We start from the raw sequence: 19,153 nt of genomic DNA on the forward strand, positions 1-19,153 counted from the left end.
GAGCACGGCCCACCGTGCCCGAACCAAGGGGAAGTCATGCGCAAACTGTTTTATTTCCTGGGCCTAATCACCCTATGTGCAACCACGCGGGCCCATGCCGCATGGCCGGAACATCCGGTCAAGCTGATCGTGCCTTATGCACCGGGCGGCACCACCGACATCATCGCGCGCGTCATCGCGCAGCATTTCCCGGACGTCCTCGGCCAGACCCTGATCGTGGAGAACAAGCCCGGCGCCGGCGGCACGATAGGCGCGACGTTCGTCGCCAACAGCGCGCCGGATGGCTACACGCTCGTGTTCGGCACGCCGGTCACCCACGCCACCGCCAAGTCGTTCTACCCGAAGCTGGGCTACGACCCCGAGAAGAGCTTTACCCCCGTGTTCCTGATCGGCTCGGTGCCCAATGTGGTGCTGGTCAACCGGAAGCTGGGCGTGAACTCGGTCGCCGAGTTGACGGCGCTGGCCAAGTCCAGGCCCGACACCATCAACTATGGATCGGCGGGATATGGGTCGACGACGCATCTCAGCGGCGAACTGTTTCAGCATCTGAGCGGCGCCCACATCCGGCACGTGCCCTACCGCGGCAGCGGCCCCGCCCTGACCGACCTCCAAGGCGGCCAGATCCAGTTGATGTTCGAAAACGCCCCCACGGCGCTGCCGCTGGCGAATAGCGAGTTCGTCAAGGCGATCGCCGTGACGGCGCCCCAGCGCATCAAGGCCGCGCCGGAGCTGCCCACGGTGGCCGAGGCGGGCGTGCCGGGCTATGAAGTCGTCGCCTGGTACGGCTTGTTCGGCCCGGCAAGCATGGACCCCGCGGTCGCCGCCAGGCTGAACACGGCTTTCAACAAGATCATGGCCATGCCGGACGTCGCCAGGCGCATGGATGAACTCGGGCTTATTACCGCCGGCGGAGCGGCCTCCGATCTGGGCACGCTGGTCCATAAGGAAGTCATCCGCTGGAACGACGTCATCAAGGCGGCCGGCTTGAAGCCGCTGGACTGATGGCACGCATCGAAGACAAGGAGCATCCCATGGACGAACGACATGCAGGCAACAAATCGCTCTATACGGAACGGGAGTGGGCAGCGCGTTGCGAGCTGGCGGCGCTGTATCGCCTGGTTGCCCACTTCCGCATGACCGATCTCATCTATACGCACATCAGCCTGAAGGTCCCGGGCAGCGACGACCTGTTCCTGGTAAACCGCTATGGCGTGCTTTTTCACGAGATGACCGCCAGCGACCTCGTGAAGGTCGATATCGAAGGCAACGTCCACGACGAGAATCCGGAAAGCCGGCGCCTGAACGCGGCGGGCTTCACCATTCATTCGGCGGTGCACATGGCGCGCGAGGATATCCATTGCGTCATCCACACCCACACGCAGGCGGGCATCGCGGTATCGGCCCAGAAGCAGGGGTTGCTGCCCATCAGCCAGCATTCCCTGCGCTTCTACAAGGCGCTGGGCTATCACGACTACGAAGGCTTCGCCGTGGACCTGGACGAGCGCAAGCGGCTGGCCACGGACCTCGGCGCCTTCAAGGCCATGATCCTGCGCAACCACGGCCTGCTGACCGTCGGCGAAACGGCGGCCGAGGCATTCAGCTACATGTTCTTCCTGGAGCGGGCCTGCCAGGTCCAGATCGCCGCGCAGTCCGGCGGCGCGGAACTGGTCTACCCGGCCCAGGACGTGATGGACCATACGGCGAGCCAATGGCAGAACCGCGGCGCCGAGGACTGGTACTACAAGCTATTCTGGGACGCCTGCCTGCAGACGATACATGACCAGCGAAACGACTACTGCCGCTAGATACGGAGGACGACATGTCACAGGATAACGCGCCGATCCTGGCGCTGAAGGACGGGCCGATCGGCTGGCTGGTGTTCAACCACCCGGCGAAACATAATGCCGTGTCCCTCGAAATGGCGGCGATGGTCCCGCCCATCGTCGCGGATTTCGAGGCAGATCCGGACATACGCGTGGTGATCGTGAAAGGGGCGGGAGACCGGGCATTCATCGCGGGATCGAATATCTCCAATTTCGACGCCATCCGCGCTGACGCGGAGGCGAACAGGAAATACCAGGAGATCAGCCAGGGCTCGTACGACTCGATCTACCATTGCGAGAAGCCGACGATCGCGATGATCCGGGGTTATTGCATGGGCGGCGGCATGGACTACGCCGCCAGTTGCGACATCCGTATCTGCTCCAGCGATTCGGTCTTCGCGATTCCCGCCGTCAAGCTGGGGCTGGGGTATGGCTATCAGGGCCAGATCCGCCTGAATCGCCTGATCGGCGGCAGCCGGGCGCGGGACTTGTACTTCACGGGCAGGCGCTATAGCGCGGAAGAAGCCCTGCGCTGCGGCATGGTGCACGATATGGTGCCGCCGGAGGAGCTGGACGCGCACGTCCGGCGGTACGCGATGGGCATCGCGGAGAACGCCCCCCTTACCATCAAGGCGCTGAAGCAAGTCTTTCTCGAACTGGAGTGCGACCCCGCCGAACGGGACATGCAGCGCGCCCATGCCCTCATTGCGGCGTGCTACGAGAGCGAGGACTACAAGGAAGGGAAGAAAGCCTTTGCCGAGAAAAGGGCGCCCAGGTTCCGGGGCAAGTAGCGGCGACGGGGCAGCGGCGTGGATATCCGGTTCGCGCCGAGGTATCCCGCCGCCGTGGCCATTAAGCCCGCTGTAGGAATTTTCCTACAGATGTAGTCCAGACCTGTCATCCTTTCGCGACCGCTCCCGATAGCGCGCCTGGCCCCGGGGACCGACAATGCCCATGTCAACGTCGCTTACCTGGAGTCATCCATGCAGCCCCATCCCGCGCCCAGCGCTCCGATCGTCTTCGCCCAGTCGTCCGTCCTGCCCCGCCGCCCGGACGACATGCTGCGCGGCCGGAGCAGCGCGCGCTGCACGAGCTGCGCCCTCCAGCCCGCCTGCCTCGAAGCGGAAACCTGCGAACAAATGGAGTCGGCCGGCGCCTCGCTGAACTCCGGCTGGCGCATGGTCCGGCGCGGCCAGCCCCTGTATCGCGCCGGCGACGAATTCAGCCATTTGTACGCGGTGGTGTCCGGCTCCCTGAAGACCGTGCTGTTCCATAGCGAAGGCCGCGAGCAGATCTGCGGCTTTCCCAGCGTCGGCGACCTGCTCGGCATGGACGGCATCGACGCCGGCCGCCATGCCTGCGACGCCATCGCGCTGGAAGACACCCAGGTCTGCGTGATTCCCTTCAGCATGCTCGAACAGCGCTGCCGCCAGGCCGCCGCCACCCAGCACCACCTGCTGCGCCTGATGAGCGCGGAGATCGTCCGCGAGCAGCGTTTCTTCATGCTGCTGGGCCGCATGTCGGCCGACGAGCGCCTGGCGTCCTTCCTGGTGGGCACGTCGAACAAGTTGTCGGCGCGCGGCTACTCGCCGTCCGAATTCCACCTGCGCATGACCCGCGAGGACATCGGCAATCACCTGGGCATGAAGCTGGAGACCGTCAGCCGCACGTTCTCCAAGTTCCAGGCGCAGGGCTGGATCAGCGTCCGCCAGAAGCACGTCACGCTGCACGACGTGGACGCCCTGCGCGCCCTGTCCTGCCAGTAGGCGCCCCGCCGGCGGGCCATGCCGCTCGAATCCGGAGGTCTGGATCTGCGTTGCGAAGATAGTGTAGAATAGCGGGCTTGCTCCAATTCCATCCTGGCTGACAGGGTTACCGACCCGGTTTTGCCGCTTCTGGGCTTCGGGCTTCTTTGAAGCCGTGCCCCACCGGATGGAAACGATCGGAGCATAACGGGACTCCCCACGGGGGACGCACTCCCGGCCTGCTGGCGCAATGGCAGAGTGGTTATGCAGCGGATTGCAAATCCGTGTACGTCGGTTCGATTCCGGCTTGCGCCTCCAAAATTCCCCTATAAGAATCAATGAATTGGCTCACCGCTTCGGTGAGCCTTTTGCCATCTCGGCAGCCTTCGCCGCCGCTTCGGTACATGCCGTCCCCGCTACCCCCTGCACGCCAGAAAACGCTCAACCACTTCCCCCGCATCGGGTAGCGTCTCCAACGCCATCACGCTCCCCTGCAAGCGGGCAAGCGCCGCTTCCCCCGGCTGCACTCCCCACTGCATCGCGGCCCGGAACTTCGCCAGGATTTCGTCTTCGGACATCGGATCATCGGGAGCGCCCTTCATTTTCCAGCGCTCTACCTGGACGGTACGGCCCGAGGCCAATGTCAACGTCACGCGGGCCGGCGGCACCGCCGTGGGCGGGATATCCCCGGCGTCCACGGTGCGCAGGCGCGACGCCCACGCCGTCGCCTCGCGGCGCACCTGTTCCGCGGTAAAGCTCCGGATGCCGACGCTGCCGTCGACGAGCGCGGTCGCGAAGGCATAGGCGGCATTGAACTGTGCATGGACGACAGGGTTGGGATGGTCGCGATCGAAGCGGGCACCGACGATCTGGCGGTTCACTTTGCCCAGTTCGATCACGCCTTCGACGATATCCCCGGCGGCGATCCCCTGCTCGCGGCATTGCAGCGCAAGCTGGATGACGGTATGCACGCACCGGCAGCACGGATACGGCTTCATGCTCAGTTCCAGGAGCCGCCAATGGCTGCCCCAGCCCTCGAGCAGCAGCGCCGGCTCAACCTCGCCGCGCTCATAAAGCTCGAACAGCCCCGCCTGGCCTTCCAGGAAACGCCATGGCCCCGTGATGCCGCGCCTGGCCAGGTGCGCGGCCAGCACACCCGAGCGGGCGGCGAAACCCGGTCCCAGCCGCTTGGCCAGGGCGCCGTCGGCAATGAATTGCGTGGTCCCGCTCATCTGCGTGAAAGCCAACCCCAGCGCATGCAGCGTGGCCCGCGCATCGAGCCCCATGACCTTGGCCGCGGCGACGGCGGCCGCCAGCGTGCCGAGCGCGGTGGTGGGATGCCATCCCTTGCCCAGCGAGTTATGGCAAACCAGGCCCAACCGGCAAAAGACCTCCACCCCCACGGCCAGGGCAGCCAACAGGCCACGGCCGTCCACCTTCCCCCCGGCCGACGGCAGCGTCGCCAATACCGCCGGCAACACGACACAAAAGGCATGCACCCGGGCGGGATCGTGCTGGTCGTCGAAATCGAGCGCGTGGGCCGCCGCGCCGTTGGCCAGCGCGGCCGCGGCCGGGCTGGCCGGGCTGCCATTGAGCAGCAGCCGGGCACGGCCGCCGCTTTCCAGGTCGGCCATGGCGGCCAGCAGCTCGGCCATGCCCGGCGCGCGGGCGGCGCCGCCGATGACGCCCAGCGTATCGAGCGTAAAGTACTTGAGGGTCCGCACGACCTCCGGGCCGAGATCCTCATAGGCCAGCGCCGCCACGGCCTGCGCCAGCTTGCTGCCCAGCGAATCGGGCAAATCGTTTCCATCCGCCTTCATGGTATCCACCTTCCTGTTCACCGGTTCAAGCCGCATGCGCCGAGGCGTCGTGGCGCAGGAGTTCGGAAATCTCCTTGCGCAGCGCCAGAAAGCGCGGGTCGAGCTTCATGGATTCGCGCCGCGGCCGCTCGAACGGCACGCGGATCTCCCTCAACACACGCGCCGGCCGCTTGCTGTAGACCAGGATGCGATCGGCCAGGTACAGCGCCTCTTCGATGCCATGCGTCACGAAGACGACCATCTTGGGCTCGGCCTCCCAGATGGCCAGCAATTCGTCCTGCAAGGTGTCCCGCGTCTGCACATCGAGCGCGCCGAAAGGCTCGTCCATGAGCAGCAACGCAGGTTGGATGCAGAAGGCCCGCGCGATACCCACGCGCTGCTGCATGCCGCCGGACAACTGGTGCGGCCACGCGTCCTCGAACCCCGCCAGGCCGACGCGGTGCAGATAGTCGCGGGCGCGAGCGCGGCGCTCGGCCTTGGGCACGCCGACCACCTCCAGGCCGAAAGCCACGTTGTCCAGCGCGGAGCGCCAGGGCAGCAGGTCGGATCCCTGGAACACCATGCCGCGTCCATGGCCCGTGCGGCCGGTGATGTCCTCGCCGTCGAGCCGGACATCCCCCGCATCGGGCAGCAGCAAGCCATTGATGATCTGCAGCAGCGTCGACTTGCCGCAGCCGGACGGCCCGAGCAGCGCCACGAACTCGCCTTCCTCGACATCCAGCGATTGCTCGCGCAATACCGGCATCGAGCCGAAATGCTTGGAAACGCCCGATACGCTCAGCCTCGCCATGATCAGCCCAGCTCCTTGATGGCCTGTTCCAGGTAGCTGCGATCGATGACCTTGGCCAGGTCTATCGTCCCCTGCAACGCGCCGGTCTTCTTGTAGACCGGGATCACCTTGGCGAAGGCATCCGGCGTCATCTGCTCCATGGAGCCCGGGAAGGCATGGATACGCTGGCACAGCGTTTCCCAGACCGGCTTGAGCAGGTCGTCGTCCGCCCCGCGCAGATCCTTCGACGAGGCATACTCCGCCACCTGCGACTTGTACCAGGCGTAGTCGGCAGTGGTGTGACGGAACGCGGTCAATGCCGATTTCAGCACGGCGACGGCGGCCTGCCTGTTCTCGTCCTTTTGCAGCCAGTCGGCGCGCGCCACGATGACGGCGCTGAACCAGTCTTCGTATTCCTCCCAAGGCCGCACGATGGTATCGAAATGGCCGCGGCTCTTGAGCTGCTCGAACTGCTCGACGTGCATGGGCACCGCGTCCACGCGGCCGGACATGAGCGCGCGGGCCCTATCCCCCGAGCTGCCCATTTCGACGAAATTGATCTTGTCCTTGGGCAGGCCATGCTTGTCCAGCACGCCCTGCAGCATGACGTGCATGAAGTCGCCGATGCCGCTGACGGCCACCGTCCCGCCCTTGGAGGCCAGCGACGCCAGGCTGTCCAGCTTGTCGGCGTTGGCCACCACCACCTGCGACGTATTGTTGTACGAAAGCCCGATGATGCGCAGGTCCGCCCCCGCCTCGCAGGCGGCCAGCGAGGACGCGACGTCGCCGTCGCCCAGGTCCGACGCGCCCGCGATGACCTGCTGCACGATCTGGGGAATCTTCGCGGTCGGCTGGACCTCGGGCGCCGCATAGCCGGCCAGGGTCGGCAGCACCGAGCGCAATCCCGCCTGCAAGGGCACGTTGACCGCCGCGGAGGCGGCCAGGGTATTGATCTTCAGGACCCTGCCCTGGACGTCGGCGGCCCGGGCCAGGGACGGCAAGCCGCCCAGCGTCGCCACGGCGGCGCCGCCCATGCCCAGGCCCAGGAATTTCCGGCGATTCATGTAGTGGAGCATTGTGATTCCTCGTGGTTGATTGTCGGGAGACCGGGCTCAGGATTGCCCTGTCTTGCTGGCGTACCAGGGCGCCGCGATATGCGCGATACGGCGCAACATGCCGGTGGCCAGCACGCTGACCAGCATGAGCATGACGATCAGGCCGAAAAAGCCCGCCGTGGAAAGATCGAGCCCCGCATCGTTGATGAGGCCCCCGTAGCCTGTCCCCACGAACATCTGCGCCGTGATCATGGCGCGCAGCGCGTGGGTGAAGCCGATCCGGGCCGCCACCAGGACATAGGGATGCAGCGCGGGCAGCAGCACCCAGCGAAAGCACTGGCCGCGGCTGGCGCCAAAGGACCGCGCGGCGTCCAGCAGCCGGGGGGACACGGCCCGTGCCGCCTCCATCATGGTCAGCACCACGTACCAGACGGTCGCCGCGAAGACGATGCACACGCCCAGCATCAGGCCGCGCCCCATCAGGATGATGAACAGCGGCACCAGGGCGGCCGAGGACACCACGACGAACATGCTGGCCCAGGGCTTGACCAGGATGCGCACCGCGGCCGAGCGCCCCATGGCGATGCCCAGGGGGATGCCCGTCGCAAGCGCCAGCGCATAGCCGAGCAGCATCTGCCACAACGTGCTCCACAGCGCTTTCCAGAAGACGGCGTCGGACAACAGCCCCGGCAAGGTCCGCGCGATCTGCAGCGGCGTCGCCAGCAAGGCGTCGCCCAGGCGCATGCCGGCGAACTGCCACAACAGCAGCATGAGGACGATTCCGGTGGCGTTGAACGCGAAGGAACGGGATTTCATCGTCATACCCTCTGCATCCAGCGGCACATGCGCTGCTCGGCCAGCAACAGCAGTTCCTGCAGCAGCAGGCCCAGCAGGCTCATCAGGAACAGGATCCCCAGCACGGCGGCGCTGTCGAAGCGCACCGAGGCCTGCTTCATGATCGCGCCCAGGTTGACCGTGGCCAGGAACAATTCCGCGGTGATCATGGCATTGACCGCGCGCACCACACCGATGCGCAAGGCGGCGAAGAGAAAGGGCGTGCTGGCCGGCAGCAGCACCAGCCGGGCATTGCGCCACGACCCGGCGCCGAAGGAGCGGCCGACGGCCAGCAGCCGGAAGTCGATGCTGCGCGCGCCCTCCGATACCACGATCAGCATGTCCAGCGTGCACATCAGCACGACCAGCGCGACCCGCGCCGGGAAATACAGGCCGAACCAGATCATGATCAGCGGCGCCCAGGCCACCGCGGGCACGGCGTAGATGAGGTTCACGACCGGATCCAGCATGTCGTGCAGCGCCCGGATGCGTCCCATGGCAAGGCCCAGCGGGAACGCCACCGCGATCGAAATGGCGAACCCCAGCGCCATGTGCTGAACCGCGCCGCCGAACGCGCGCGGCAGCTCGCCCGACTGGACCAGGCCGGCCAGGCGCGCCAGCACCGCCAGCGGCGTGGCTAGCACGAAGCCGGGGTAATGGCGGGCGATCTCCTGCCAGACGGCCAGGCCCAGCACGATGGAAACCACGTACAGGTAGAAGAGCGGCCGGCCATTGCGCCGGCGCACGGCGGCGGTTCGGCCTGGCTTCAGGGAGGTGATCATGGAATCTTCCATGGCGAGAGCGGCTCCAGTCGATTCTTCGTGTTCCGCGTTGCCCGGTCTACTCGACCTTCACGCCGGCTTGCCGCACGATGGCGGGCCATTTCTGCAGTTGACGGGCGATCTCCCGCTGGAATTCCTCGGGCGTGCCGCCGCCCACGATGAAGCCCAGGTCGACCAACTGCCTGGCCGTTTCGGGCTGGGCCAATACCGCGTCGGTCGCCTTGGAGAGCTGCTGCACGATGGCCGGCGGCGTGCCCGCCGGCGCCAGCAGGCCTTGCAAGTGGTCCGATTCGACGGCGGCGTATCCGGCCTCGGCGAAGGTCGGGATGTCGGGCGCGGCGGGCGAGCGCATGCGCGTCGTGATGGCCAGCGCGCGCACGGCGCCCGACTGCACCAGGGGCAAGGCCGCCGGCAGCGACGCCAAGCCCATCTGCACGTCCCCCGCGGCGACGGCCGCGACCGACGGCCCCGCGCCGTTGTAGGGGATGTGGGCCAGCGCCACGCCGGTGGTCAGGCGGAACAGCTCGCCCGCCAGGTGCTGCGCCGTGCCGATGCCCGGCGACGAGTAGTTGTAGGCGCCGGGCCGGGCTTTCATCTCGGCTACCAGCTCCCCGACGCTGCCGGCATGCTCCCTGGCATTCACGATCAGCAGGCTGGGCGCCGCGGCGAGGTAGGTAATCGGGGCGAAGCTTTTGATCGGGTCGTAGGGGATCGCGGCATACAGCCCCGGGTTGATCACCAGGCTGCTGCTGACGATGAGCAGGGTATAGCCGTCCGGCTGCGCGCGCGCCGCCGCGCCCATGGCGATGTTGCCGCCGGCGCCCGGCCGGTTCTCGACCACGACCGACTCGCCCAGTCGCGCCGACAGCCCCTTGGCCAGAATGCGCGCCAGCGCGTCCGTGGAGCCGCCCGGCGCGAACGGCACCAGCAGGCGTATGGGCTTGGCCGGATAGGCGGGCGCCGCGACGGCGCGCGCCGCGTTCAGCAGGCTACACGCGGCGACAGCGAGCAGGCCTTTCAGGCAGGCGCGTTTCGATCGGAGCATTGTGGCGATTCCCCATGATTTTCGACATGTCGTTTTATGCGCCGGTCTTACGCCGGCAAATAGATTCTCTTCACGCCACGGCCGATCTGCAAGGCCATGTCGATCACCCGCGCCGCGCCCTGATGCCGCATGGCCTCCTGCGGCGCGATGGCCATGCCGCCCTGGGCCCCGATCAGCACCGCCTCGTCCCCGGGCTGCGCGTCGGGGACCTCGCTCAGGTCCAGGCGCAGATATTCCAGCGCGGCATTGCCCACGATGGGAACCCGGCGCCCGCGCACCAATGCACAGCCGGCATGGGCGCGATGCACGCCGTCGCTATACCCGATGGGCAGCACGCCCACCCGCATGCCCGGCCGCATGGCGAACGGCGCCTCGTCCAGGAACGCATCGCGCTCGACCGTGCGCACGGCGATCAGCCGGCTCTTCAAGGCATGGAATGCCTGCGCCGCGTTGCCGCCCGCGGCGTCCACCTCGGAGAACAGCGCCGCGCCGGGGTCGACGGCGTCGAAGGCCATGCGCGAGCCCGCCATCCTCAGCACCTTGGAACTCGCCATGACCGTGCGGTGCCCGCGGATGCCCGCCTCGCGCAAACGCCTGGCCAGCTCGACCATACGCTCGTATTGCCAGTCCAGGCAGGCGGCGGCGCGCTCGCCGCCGCGCACATTGGGATGGGCGTTGACCACGGCCAGCCGCAGCATCGGGTGGGCGGCCACGCGCGCGACGAATCCGGCCGCCTCGGAATAGGGCACGCCGATGCGTTCGGGCCCGACGTCCACCTTGACCGCCACATCCAGCCGCCGGCTCGCGTGGCGGCACAGCGCCTGGAACGATGCTTCGTCATGGATCGTGGGCATGAACCCATGCGTCTCGTAGGCTCGCACGGCGTCCGCGTCATGGAGCACGCCCGCATACAGCAGGATGGGCGCGTCGATGCCCGCCGCACGCATGGCGATCGCGTCGCTCACACAGGCGAGCGACAAGGCGTCGGCGCCATGCGCCAGGACGGTGCGCGCCGCCGGCAGGACGCCATAGCCGTAGGCGTCGGATTTCAGCGTGGCGAAGAACATCACGCCCGGGCCGATCTGCGCGCGCACCCGCGCGGTGGCGCGGGCCACGGCGGACAAGTCGATCTCGAAGGTATTGGGGCGGTCCAGGCTCATGCCGCCTGCCCCTCGGGCAGGCGGGCCCGGTCCTGGCGCAGCGCCCGGGTTCCCGAAAGATCCAGGCTGCCGTCCGCGTTGATGACCACGCCATAGGCTTCCCGCGCATGCGCGGGGGTGATCTTGCCCTGCATCACATCCTCCATGACCGCGACCGGATCGCGCTCGGCCGGGTCGCCGTAGCCGCCGGAACCCGCCATTTCGGCGCGGAAGACATCGTTCTCCTGCATGACCCGGATGAATTTCGAAGGCAGGGCCGCCTCGCCGCGCGTGCCGGGGTTGAGCCACGCGCGCGCCGCCGCCCCTTCCCCGCCGCCGTTCATGCCCCACGGCCGGGACTTGAAGCGGTCGGAACGCACCTGCACCACCACGTCGGAGCTCAGGAAACGGTACTGGCGCGCGATGCCCAGCGCCCCGCGGTACTTGCCGGCGCCGCCCGTGTCCGCCAGGAAAGCGTATTCCTCCACGCGTATGGGGTTCTCCGCCTCGATCAGTTCGACCGGGACGTTGGCCAGGTTGCTGATGCAGTTCGGCCCCGCGTCCTGGCCGTCGCGCAACGGGCCGCCGCCGTTGCCGGTCGTATTGTGGAACTCCAGGTGCAGGAAACGGCGGCCGTCGGCGCCATAACCCGACGCCGCGATGGCGAACTCCGAGCCGCCCGGGCACGCCGGCATCCGGCCGCCGGTCAGCTTGCCCAGCGCGCCGAGCACGATGGAACGGATGCGGAAGCCGATCTGCCCGCGCGAGCCCACCGCGGCGGGAAAGCGCGCGCTGACGATGCTGCCTTCCGGCGCGATCACCCGGATGGGCCGATAGAGGCCGGCGTTGTTCGGCACGGTCTCCCCGATCAGGGTACGGATGGCGGCATAGGCGCAGGACGCCGTGAAGACATAGTTGCTGTGCACGGCGCCGCCCTGCTGCGGCGGCGACTGGCTGAAGTCGCAGACGATTTCCTCGCCGCGCTTGGTCAGCTTCAGGTGTATCTTGAACGGCCCTTCGTGCACGCCGTCGTCGTCGTTCCATTCCTCGAACTCCACCTCACCGTCGGGCAGGGCGGCGATGCTGGACCGGGTCAGTTCCTCGGCATAATCGATCAGGTTGGACATATAGCCGTCGAAGGCGTCGATCTCCCAGGCCCCCAGCAGCTTCTGCAGCTCCTTCTCGGCCTGGTCCAGGGCGGCAAGCTGGGCCTTCAGGTCGCCCAGCACCCGTTCGGGCACGCGGCTGTTGAACTCGATCATGCGCAGCATCGGCCGGCTCGGGCGCCCCGCCTCCACCAGTTTGACGGGTGGAATGCGCAGGCCTTCCTCGAAGATCTCGTTGCTGTCGGCGGCATTGCCGCCGGGCACCCGGCCGCCGAGGTCGGTGTGATGCAGGATGAGGCCGACGAAGGCGATGCGGCGGCCGTTGGCATAGACGGGCTTGAACGTGAAGATGTCATTCAGGTGGCTGCAGCCCGAGTACGGATCGTTGCTGGCGAGCACGTCGCCCGGCTGGATGTCGTCGCCGAAATAGTCCAGGCAGCCCTTGAGCGCCGGCATGATCGCGCCCAGGTGCACCGGCACGGCCATGCCTTGCGCGACCAGCCGGCCTTGGCCGTCGCAGATCGCGGCGGAGAAATCCATGCTGTTCTTCACGTTGGCCGAACGCGCCGTGCGCACGACCATGACCAGCGCGTTGTCCGCGATGGTGACCAGGGCATTCTTCAGCAATTCACGCTTGATGGGATCGATTTTCATCGTGGTTCTCGGATCTCTTGCAGCCGGCGCGCTCAGCGCTCCAGCACGATATTGTTGACGGCGTCGAGCCGGGCCGACCAGCCGGGCCGCACGACCGAGGTCGTGTCGTATTCCTCGATGATGACGGGGCCCTGGAGGGTCTTTCCGGCGAGGTCGGCGCGCGTCGCCACCGGCGTGCGCATCCAGCCGTGCTCGGGACCGAAATAAGCCTCCCGCGCCTGGGCCGGCGCGCGCCGCTCGCCCTCGCGCCGCAGGCTGGCGGGCATGCGCTGGGCCGCAGCGATGCCGCGGCACACGGCCTTGATCGACACGAACTGCAAGGGCTCTCCCGGCGATACGTAGCCGAACGTGCGCTGGTGCTCGGCCTCGAACCGGCGCAGCACCTCGGGCAGCGTCCCGTCATCGGCCCGCACGCCGGGCAGGGTTACCGAGAGCGGCGAGGTCTGGCCTGCATATTTCACATCCGCCCGGATCTCGATGCTGCGCTGCTCGGGGCGGCCATAGCCCTCCGAAGCCAGCAGGCTCTCCCCCTCGTTCGCCAGGGCGTCGATGGCCTCCTGCAGGGCCGGTGCGTCCACGTCGGCGAAGCGCCGGTAAAAGGCCCCGACCAATTGATGCTCCACATCGGCGAACAACATGCCCAGCGCGCTGAACAGGCCGGCCACCGGCGGGATCACGCAGCGGTTCATGCCCGCCGACTCCGCCAGCGTGGCCGCGTGCACCGGGCCGTTGCCGCCGATCGCGAACAGGGCGAACTGCGACGGATCCATGCCCTTCTCCGATGACACGCCACGCAAGGCGCGCAGCATCGTCGCATTGGCGATCAAGTGGATGCCGTAGGCAGCCTGCTCCAGGCTCACGTCCAGCCGCTGCGCCAGCTCGGCGATGGCCGCGCGGGCCTTGTCGTAGGCCAGGCTCAGTTCGCCGCCGACCAGGGCGCCGGGGTTCAGGTAGCCCAGGATCAGGTTGGCGTCGGTCACGGTAGGCTGCTTGCCGCCGCGGTCGTAGCAAATCGGCCCCGGCGCCGCGCCCGCGCTGCGCGGCCCCACCTGGATGCCGCCAGCGGCATCCAGCGCGGCGATGCTGCCGCCGCCCGCGCCGACTTCGGCGATGTCGATGGTCGGCACCTGCACCGGGAAGCCGCCGCCCTTGACCATGCGCTGGCCTAGCGCCGCCCCGCCGCCCACCTCGGTTTCCGGGCACAGCATGAACTGGTTGTCGACGATGATCGTGGCCTTGGCGGTCGTGCCGCCCATGTCGAACACGATGGTGTCGCCCAGGCCCGCGCGCTCGGCCATGCGCTGGCCGCCCAGCACGCCCGCCGCGGGCCCCGATTCGATGATGTAGATCGGCCGCTGCGCCACCACCGCGCCGGGCGCCATGCCGCCGCTCGATTGCATGATGCCCAGCGGCGCGCGGATCTCCATGCGGTCCAGCCGCGACTGTAGCGCGTCGACATAGCGCTCCACGACCGGCCGCACATAGGCGTTGACCACCGTCGTGCTCGTGCGCTCGTATTCGCCGATCTGCGGCAGCAGGGCCGTCGAGGCGGAAACGGCGACGCCGGGCAGCCGCCTGGACAAGTACTCCAGCGCATGGCGCTCGTTTTGCGGATTGGCATAGGCGTTGATGAAGGCCACCGCGACCGCCTCCGCGCCTTCCTGCTCGATGGCCCGGGCCACGTCTTCCAGGTCCTGCTCCCGCACCGCGGCCAGCACCGCGCCGTCGGCCGCCGTGCGCTCCTCGACCTCGAAGCGCAGGCGGCGCTCGATCAGCGGCTCCGGCTTGCGAAATTCGATGTCGTAGAGCCGCGGCGTGCGAAACCGGCCGAGCTCCAGCACATCGCGAAAACCCTTGGTCGTCACCAGCGCGGCCCTGACGCCCTTGCGCTCGATGATGGTATTGGTCGCCACGGTGGTGGCATGCGCGAATTCCCGTATCGACGCCGGCGACATCTTCAGCTCGTCGAGCAGCGCGCGGACGCCGTCCTCGATCGCCTCGCTGTAGTCGTGCGGCGTGGACAGCACCTTCTTGCTGTATATCGTTCCTGCGCCGTCGACCAGCACGATATCGGTGAACGTGCCGCCGATATCCACCCCCATTCTGCACTGCATATCCGTACCGTTCATGTCCAAGCGCTGCTCCAGGGTCGCCTCAGGCTGATGATCATGAAGGCACTCTAAGTATCGGGACGGGGGCCGACAAACGAATTGTTTGCGCCTTATGCATGCATTAGACTCATGCATGATGAAACGCGCCCTCCCTCCCCTCCTCGCCGTCCGCGCCTTCGAGGCCGCGGCCCGGCACATGAGTTTTTCTCGCGCCGCCGACGAGCTGAACGTGACGCAGAGCGCCGTCAGTCGCCAGATCAAGGTCCTGGAAGATTTCCTCGGGCAGGCGCTATTCGTGCGGATGACGCGGCGCGTCGAGCTCACGCCGTATGGACACACCTTCCATGCCGCCGCCACGGCGGGGCTGGATATCATCGCCAAGGCCACGGCCCAGGCCCGCCCGCAGGCCCGCTCGCTCTTGAAGATCAGCCTGCCCCAGTCGCTGGCCAGCCTGTGGCTGATGCCGCGCCTGTCGTCGTTCACCGAGACGTACCCGCACATCGACGTCCGTGTCTTCACGTCCATGCATCCCGCCGATTTCGCCCACGAAGACATCGATGTCGCCATCCGGCTGGGCCGGCTGCCGGGCAAGCGCTACACGCGCCTCCAGCCGCGCGTCCCGCATGAGCTCGTGCGGGACTGGCAAGGCGTCAGCGCCTTCTATCTGTGGGACGAGGTGCTGACGCCGGTATTGAGCCGCAAGCTGTTGAGCCAGAGCGCACCGCTGCGCACGCCGGCGGACCTGCAACACTACAAACTGCTGCACGTCGCCCTGCGCCCGGATGCCTGGACGGACTGGTTCCGCACCCAGGGCGTGGCCTACCGGGGCGGCGACTCCATGGAGTTCGGCCATTTCTTCATGACGCTGGAAGCGACCCGGCGCTGCAGCGGCGTGGCCCTGGCGCCCAAGCTCTTCATCGACCACATGGAAAGCCACGACGAGCTGGTCTGCCCATTTCCCTCGGAAATCAAGAGCGCGGGGGAATACTATTTCCTCTGCCGGGAAAGCCAGGCGAACGAGAAGAATATCCGCCTGTTCCGCAAATGGCTGCTGGCCCAGGGCGACCAGCACCGCAGCGAAACCGCCTCGCGGTCCGGCGGCTGAACGCCACATGCCGGCAACCCTGCTCCCGATCCTGTATTCCTTCAGGCGCTGCCGCCCGGCGCCGCCCAAGGGCTATGGGCCTTGAACTTCATGCCTGGCCGGCCGCCTGGACGACGATGCGCACGTTGCCGCAGGTCACCGCCTGGCCGGCCCGGATCTTCGCCGTCTTGCGCGTCTCCACCGCGCCGTCCACGCGCACCATGCCATCCGCCACCATGGCCTTGCCCGCCCCACCGCTGTCGCTGATGCCGGTGACCTTGAGCAACTGGTTCACTTCGATGTAGGACGCGCCGGGCGCGAGTTCGAATTCTATGGTTTGCATGAAGAGGTGCGAGGGAAAAAGCCGGAATGCGGAAGGGCGTAGGAAAGGACGTAGTTTACGCGCGCGGGCGCACCGGGGCGGCAAGCCTCGGCACCCGCGCTGAAGCCGCTCCTGCCCGGCCGCGAGCGAAAAGGCCGGGCCCCGCGCGTTCCGGCGCTCACGCGAGATCGACCGGGCCCGCGGGCGTCCCCTTGCGCTCATCGATATCCGCCTTCGCCGGCGCGGCGTCGTCTTTTTCGGAAGGACCCTCCTCGGCGGGAGGAGCATCCTCCCCCGCGGGATAGACGTCGGGATCTTCCGGCAGCGGGTCGGGCTTCATGCCGGGGACGATAGGATCAGTACCCAGTACATCGGGATTGTCGGTTTTGCCAGGTTGCGTAGCCATGGTGCTCTCCCTTGCGCCGCGAAAGGCGGCGTTTCAGGCAGATAAGCGCAAAGGCGATGCCCGGCGGAAATCCCGCGTTGAAATCCCGCATGGAAATCCTGCGCGGGATGCCCTGCTTACTCGCTTCGCGGCGCCATCGGGTAGTCGTTTTCCGGCGCCATCGCGGCGTCCGGCCGCAACCAGAAACGCTCCCGCTTGTGCTCTTCATCGAAATGGCTGGCCGAAGGCTTGAGCAGGTCGCTGCGCGTGACGATGCCCAGCAGGCGCCGGCCGGCCAGGTCCTGGACCACGGCCACGCGCTCCAGGCCGCGCGAGGCCAGCCGCGTGGCGACCTGGCGGCAGGTTTCCTGCGGCAAGGCCAGCGCGAGATCGCGCGGCTCCAGCACGTCGCCGATGCGCTGGTCCAGCCCATCCAGGCCGGCCCGCGCCTGCATGGCCAGGACGGCGGCGCGGTCGACCAGCCCCAGCACGGCGCCCTCCTCCACCACCGGATAGGCGCGCCACTGCTGGCCCGCGCCGAAGGGGCCGGCCATCACGGCGCGCAAGGTCATCGACGCATCGATGGCGGCCGGGTCCCGGGTCATGACCTCGTCCACGTGATGCCGCTCCAGCGGATCCACGCCGTATTCGCGGAAAATATGGTGCCCGCGGCGCGCGATCTTCTCGGTCATGATGGAGCGGCGCATGGTCACCGTGACGAAGCCGTGGGCCGCCAGCGTCGCCGCCAGCAGCGGCAGGAAGGCGTTCGAATCGTGCGTCACGCCGAAGGCGAAGACGATGGCCGTCAGCGGCGCGCCCAAGGTGGCGCCCAGCGTGGCGGCCATGCAGACCAGCGGCCACAGCGTGGGATCGCCGCCGGGCAGGATGGGACTGAGCACGACGCCAAGCCTCGCGCCCAGCATCAGCAAGGGCGCGAGCACGCCGCCCGAGGTCCCCGAGCCGAGCGCCACCACCCAGATCGCGGCCTTCACGGCCAGCAGCGCCAGGGCGGCCTGCAAGACAATGTGCTGATGCAGCAGGTCGTCGATGACGTCATAGCCCACGCCCAGCGCGCGCGGCTCCAGCAGGCCGCCGATGCCGATGACCACGCCGGCCAGCGCCGGCCACCACATCCAGTGCACGCGCAGGCGGCCGAACGTGTCTTCCGTCTTGTACAGCGCCAGCGACAAGCCGGCGGCCAGCGCGCCGGACAGCAGGCCGGCTACCAGGCAGGACAGCAGCGCCGTGGCGCCGGGCATGGCGGTCTGCATGGCGAACAGCGGATCCGACCCGAACACCAGCATGCGGGCGAAACCCGCCACGGCGCAGGCCAGCGCCACCGGCAGCAGGCTGCGCGGACGCCATTCGAACAGCAGCAGCTCGACCGCCAGCAGCACCGCCGCCACCGGCGTGCCGAACACCGCCGTCATGCCGGCGGTCGCGCCCGCCACCAGCAAGGTCTTGCGCTCGGCCGCGGTCAACGCCACGCATTGGCCGATCAACGATCCCAACGCGCCCCCCGTCATGATGATGGGGCCCTCGGCGCCGAAGGGACCGCCGCTGCCGATGGCCACGCCCGACGACAAGGGCTTGAGCACCGCCACCTTGGGCGACATGCGGCTCTTGCCGAACAGGATGGATTCGATGGCCTCGGGAATGCCATGGCCGCGGATCTTGTCGGAGCCGAAGCGCGCCATCAGGCCGACGATCAGGCCGCCCGCCACCGGCACCAGGACCACCCAGCCGCCCAGCGTATTCAGCGCCGGCGAGCGCTCGGCGAAAGAGAAGGCGCCGTAGAAGAACAGGTTGGTGCAGAGGTGGATCAGCGCCAGCAGCACGAAGGCCGCGCCGGTCGCCAGCACGCCGATCAGCACGGCCAGCCCCATCATCAAGGGAAGCCTGCCGTTGACGGCAAAGTCGCGTTTATGGGAATGGTGGTTCATCGTGAGCCGGCGATCGGAAATCAAGGAATCGGGAATCTGGGAATCTGGGCATCAAAGATCGATCTGCGGCACCGAGAAGGCGCCGCGCAGCGACTTGAGTTCGGCGCGATGCAACGCGGCCAGCCGGACGAGCAGGCGCTCGCCCGCTTCGAGCAGATGCACCTCGACCTGGCGGCGGTCGTGCGCCCCCGGCCGACGTTCCACCAGCTTGTGGCCTTCGCAGCGCGTGACCAGGGCCACCACGCCGTGGTGTTGCGCCTGCAGGCGTTCCGCCAGCTCGCCCACGGTCGCCCAGTCGCGGCCCGGAAAGCCCTTGATGTGCAGGAGCAGGAGGTATTGCAGCGGGGTGATCCCGGCGTCCTGCGCCGCACGCTCGGAAAAGCGTTCGAAGCGGCGCATCTGGTAGCGGAATTCGGAGAGCTGCTCGAAGTCGGCCTTGCGAAGATTCGAGGGGGTGGTCATTGAAAATGGGGGCAGGCCGGGGAAGCCGTTTCCAGGCAAAACGGCAAATATATCACAACATGATATATATCCCG

18 protein-coding genes and 1 tRNA gene are annotated in these 19,153 nt (G+C 67.6%); 6 read left to right on the plus strand and 13 right to left on the minus strand.

The features are described 5' to 3' along the window. Window positions 1-36: 36 nt before the first annotated feature. The 5 genes from CAL29_RS25165 (at window position 37) to CAL29_RS25185 (ending at window position 3,886) form a co-directional block, all read left to right on the plus strand. A complete protein-coding gene (locus CAL29_RS25165; protein WP_094855662.1) occupies window positions 37-1,002 on the plus strand; it encodes a Bug family tripartite tricarboxylate transporter substrate binding protein in 966 nt (321 codons plus the stop codon). 29 nt (window positions 1,003-1,031) lie between these two features. Then, the gene (locus CAL29_RS25170; RefSeq protein ID WP_094856899.1) at window positions 1,032-1,805 is read left to right on the plus strand and encodes a class II aldolase/adducin family protein; all 774 of its coding nucleotides are present in this window, start codon (window positions 1,032-1,034) and stop codon (window positions 1,803-1,805) included. Window positions 1,806-1,819: 14 nt separating this feature from the next. Then, window positions 1,820-2,614, plus strand: a complete 795-nt coding sequence (locus tag CAL29_RS25175; RefSeq protein ID WP_094855663.1) for an enoyl-CoA hydratase — start codon at window positions 1,820-1,822, stop codon at window positions 2,612-2,614. A 192-nt stretch (window positions 2,615-2,806) separates the two neighbouring features. Beyond that, window positions 2,807-3,589, plus strand: a complete 783-nt coding sequence (locus tag CAL29_RS25180; protein ID WP_094855664.1) for a helix-turn-helix domain-containing protein — start codon at window positions 2,807-2,809, stop codon at window positions 3,587-3,589. Between the two features lie 223 nt (window positions 3,590-3,812). Beyond that, a tRNA-Cys gene (locus CAL29_RS25185) sits at window positions 3,813-3,886 on the plus strand. Between the two features lie 98 nt (window positions 3,887-3,984). Here the strand turns inward: CAL29_RS25185 and CAL29_RS25190 are convergent. From CAL29_RS25190 to CAL29_RS25230, 9 genes are read right to left on the minus strand one after another with little or no spacing between them, the layout of a single operon-like run. Further along, the gene (locus CAL29_RS25190) at window positions 3,985-5,388 is read right to left on the minus strand and encodes an MmgE/PrpD family protein (RefSeq protein ID WP_179284177.1); all 1,404 of its coding nucleotides are present in this window, start codon (window positions 5,386-5,388) and stop codon (window positions 3,985-3,987) included. A 25-nt stretch (window positions 5,389-5,413) separates the two neighbouring features. Continuing rightward, window positions 5,414-6,178 (minus strand): ABC transporter ATP-binding protein, encoded by a 765-nt coding sequence (locus CAL29_RS25195; RefSeq protein WP_094855666.1) that lies wholly within the window; start codon window positions 6,176-6,178, stop codon window positions 5,414-5,416. A 2-nt stretch (window positions 6,179-6,180) separates the two neighbouring features. Then, window positions 6,181-7,233, minus strand: a complete 1,053-nt coding sequence (locus CAL29_RS25200; protein ID WP_094855667.1) for an ABC transporter substrate-binding protein — start codon at window positions 7,231-7,233, stop codon at window positions 6,181-6,183. Between the two features lie 36 nt (window positions 7,234-7,269). Beyond that, entirely contained in the window at window positions 7,270-8,028 is a 759-nt protein-coding gene (locus CAL29_RS25205) for an ABC transporter permease (RefSeq protein ID WP_179284178.1), read from the minus strand. Window positions 8,029-8,030: 2 nt separating this feature from the next. After that, a complete protein-coding gene (locus tag CAL29_RS25210; protein ID WP_179284179.1) occupies window positions 8,031-8,828 on the minus strand; it encodes an ABC transporter permease in 798 nt (265 codons plus the stop codon). Between the two features lie 58 nt (window positions 8,829-8,886). Then, complete coding sequence (locus tag CAL29_RS25215) at window positions 8,887-9,873, minus strand: tripartite tricarboxylate transporter substrate binding protein (protein WP_094855670.1); 987 nt, start codon at window positions 9,871-9,873, stop codon at window positions 8,887-8,889. 47 nt (window positions 9,874-9,920) lie between these two features. Further along, on the minus strand, window positions 9,921-11,033 hold the full coding sequence (locus CAL29_RS25220; protein ID WP_094855671.1) for an alanine racemase: 1,113 nt from the start codon (window positions 11,031-11,033) through the stop codon (window positions 9,921-9,923). Beyond that, a complete protein-coding gene (locus CAL29_RS25225) occupies window positions 11,030-12,772 on the minus strand; it encodes a hydantoinase B/oxoprolinase family protein (RefSeq protein WP_094855672.1) in 1,743 nt (580 codons plus the stop codon). The genes CAL29_RS25220 and CAL29_RS25225 overlap by 4 nt, the downstream gene beginning before the upstream one ends. A 32-nt stretch (window positions 12,773-12,804) precedes the next feature. Next, window positions 12,805-14,901, minus strand: a complete 2,097-nt coding sequence (locus CAL29_RS25230; RefSeq protein ID WP_179284180.1) for a hydantoinase/oxoprolinase family protein — start codon at window positions 14,899-14,901, stop codon at window positions 12,805-12,807. Window positions 14,902-15,019: 118 nt separating this feature from the next. Between CAL29_RS25230 and CAL29_RS25235 the strand changes: the two genes are divergently transcribed. Beyond that, window positions 15,020-15,988 (plus strand): LysR substrate-binding domain-containing protein, encoded by a 969-nt coding sequence (locus tag CAL29_RS25235; RefSeq protein WP_256977871.1) that lies wholly within the window; start codon window positions 15,020-15,022, stop codon window positions 15,986-15,988. Window positions 15,989-16,076: 88 nt separating this feature from the next. On the opposite strand, the gene CAL29_RS25240 is transcribed toward CAL29_RS25235, so the two are convergent. The 4 genes from CAL29_RS25240 to CAL29_RS25250 form a co-directional block, all read right to left on the minus strand. After that, window positions 16,077-16,310 (minus strand): RNA-binding S4 domain-containing protein, encoded by a 234-nt coding sequence (locus CAL29_RS25240; RefSeq protein WP_094855675.1) that lies wholly within the window; start codon window positions 16,308-16,310, stop codon window positions 16,077-16,079. 157 nt (window positions 16,311-16,467) lie between these two features. After that, window positions 16,468-16,695: a hypothetical protein gene (locus tag CAL29_RS31420; protein WP_143277740.1), complete on the minus strand. Its 228-nt coding sequence runs from the start codon at window positions 16,693-16,695 to the stop codon at window positions 16,468-16,470. 116 nt (window positions 16,696-16,811) lie between these two features. Further along, entirely contained in the window at window positions 16,812-18,617 is a 1,806-nt protein-coding gene (locus tag CAL29_RS25245) for a chloride channel protein (RefSeq protein ID WP_094855676.1), read from the minus strand. A 51-nt stretch (window positions 18,618-18,668) separates the two neighbouring features. Beyond that, window positions 18,669-19,079, minus strand: coding sequence for a MarR family winged helix-turn-helix transcriptional regulator (locus CAL29_RS25250; protein ID WP_094855677.1), 411 nt, complete (start codon window positions 19,077-19,079; stop codon window positions 18,669-18,671). Window positions 19,080-19,153: the final 74 nt, after the last annotated feature.

The organism is Bordetella genomosp. 10, assembly GCF_002261225.1.
Classification (GTDB): domain Bacteria; phylum Pseudomonadota; class Gammaproteobacteria; order Burkholderiales; family Burkholderiaceae_B; genus Bordetella_C.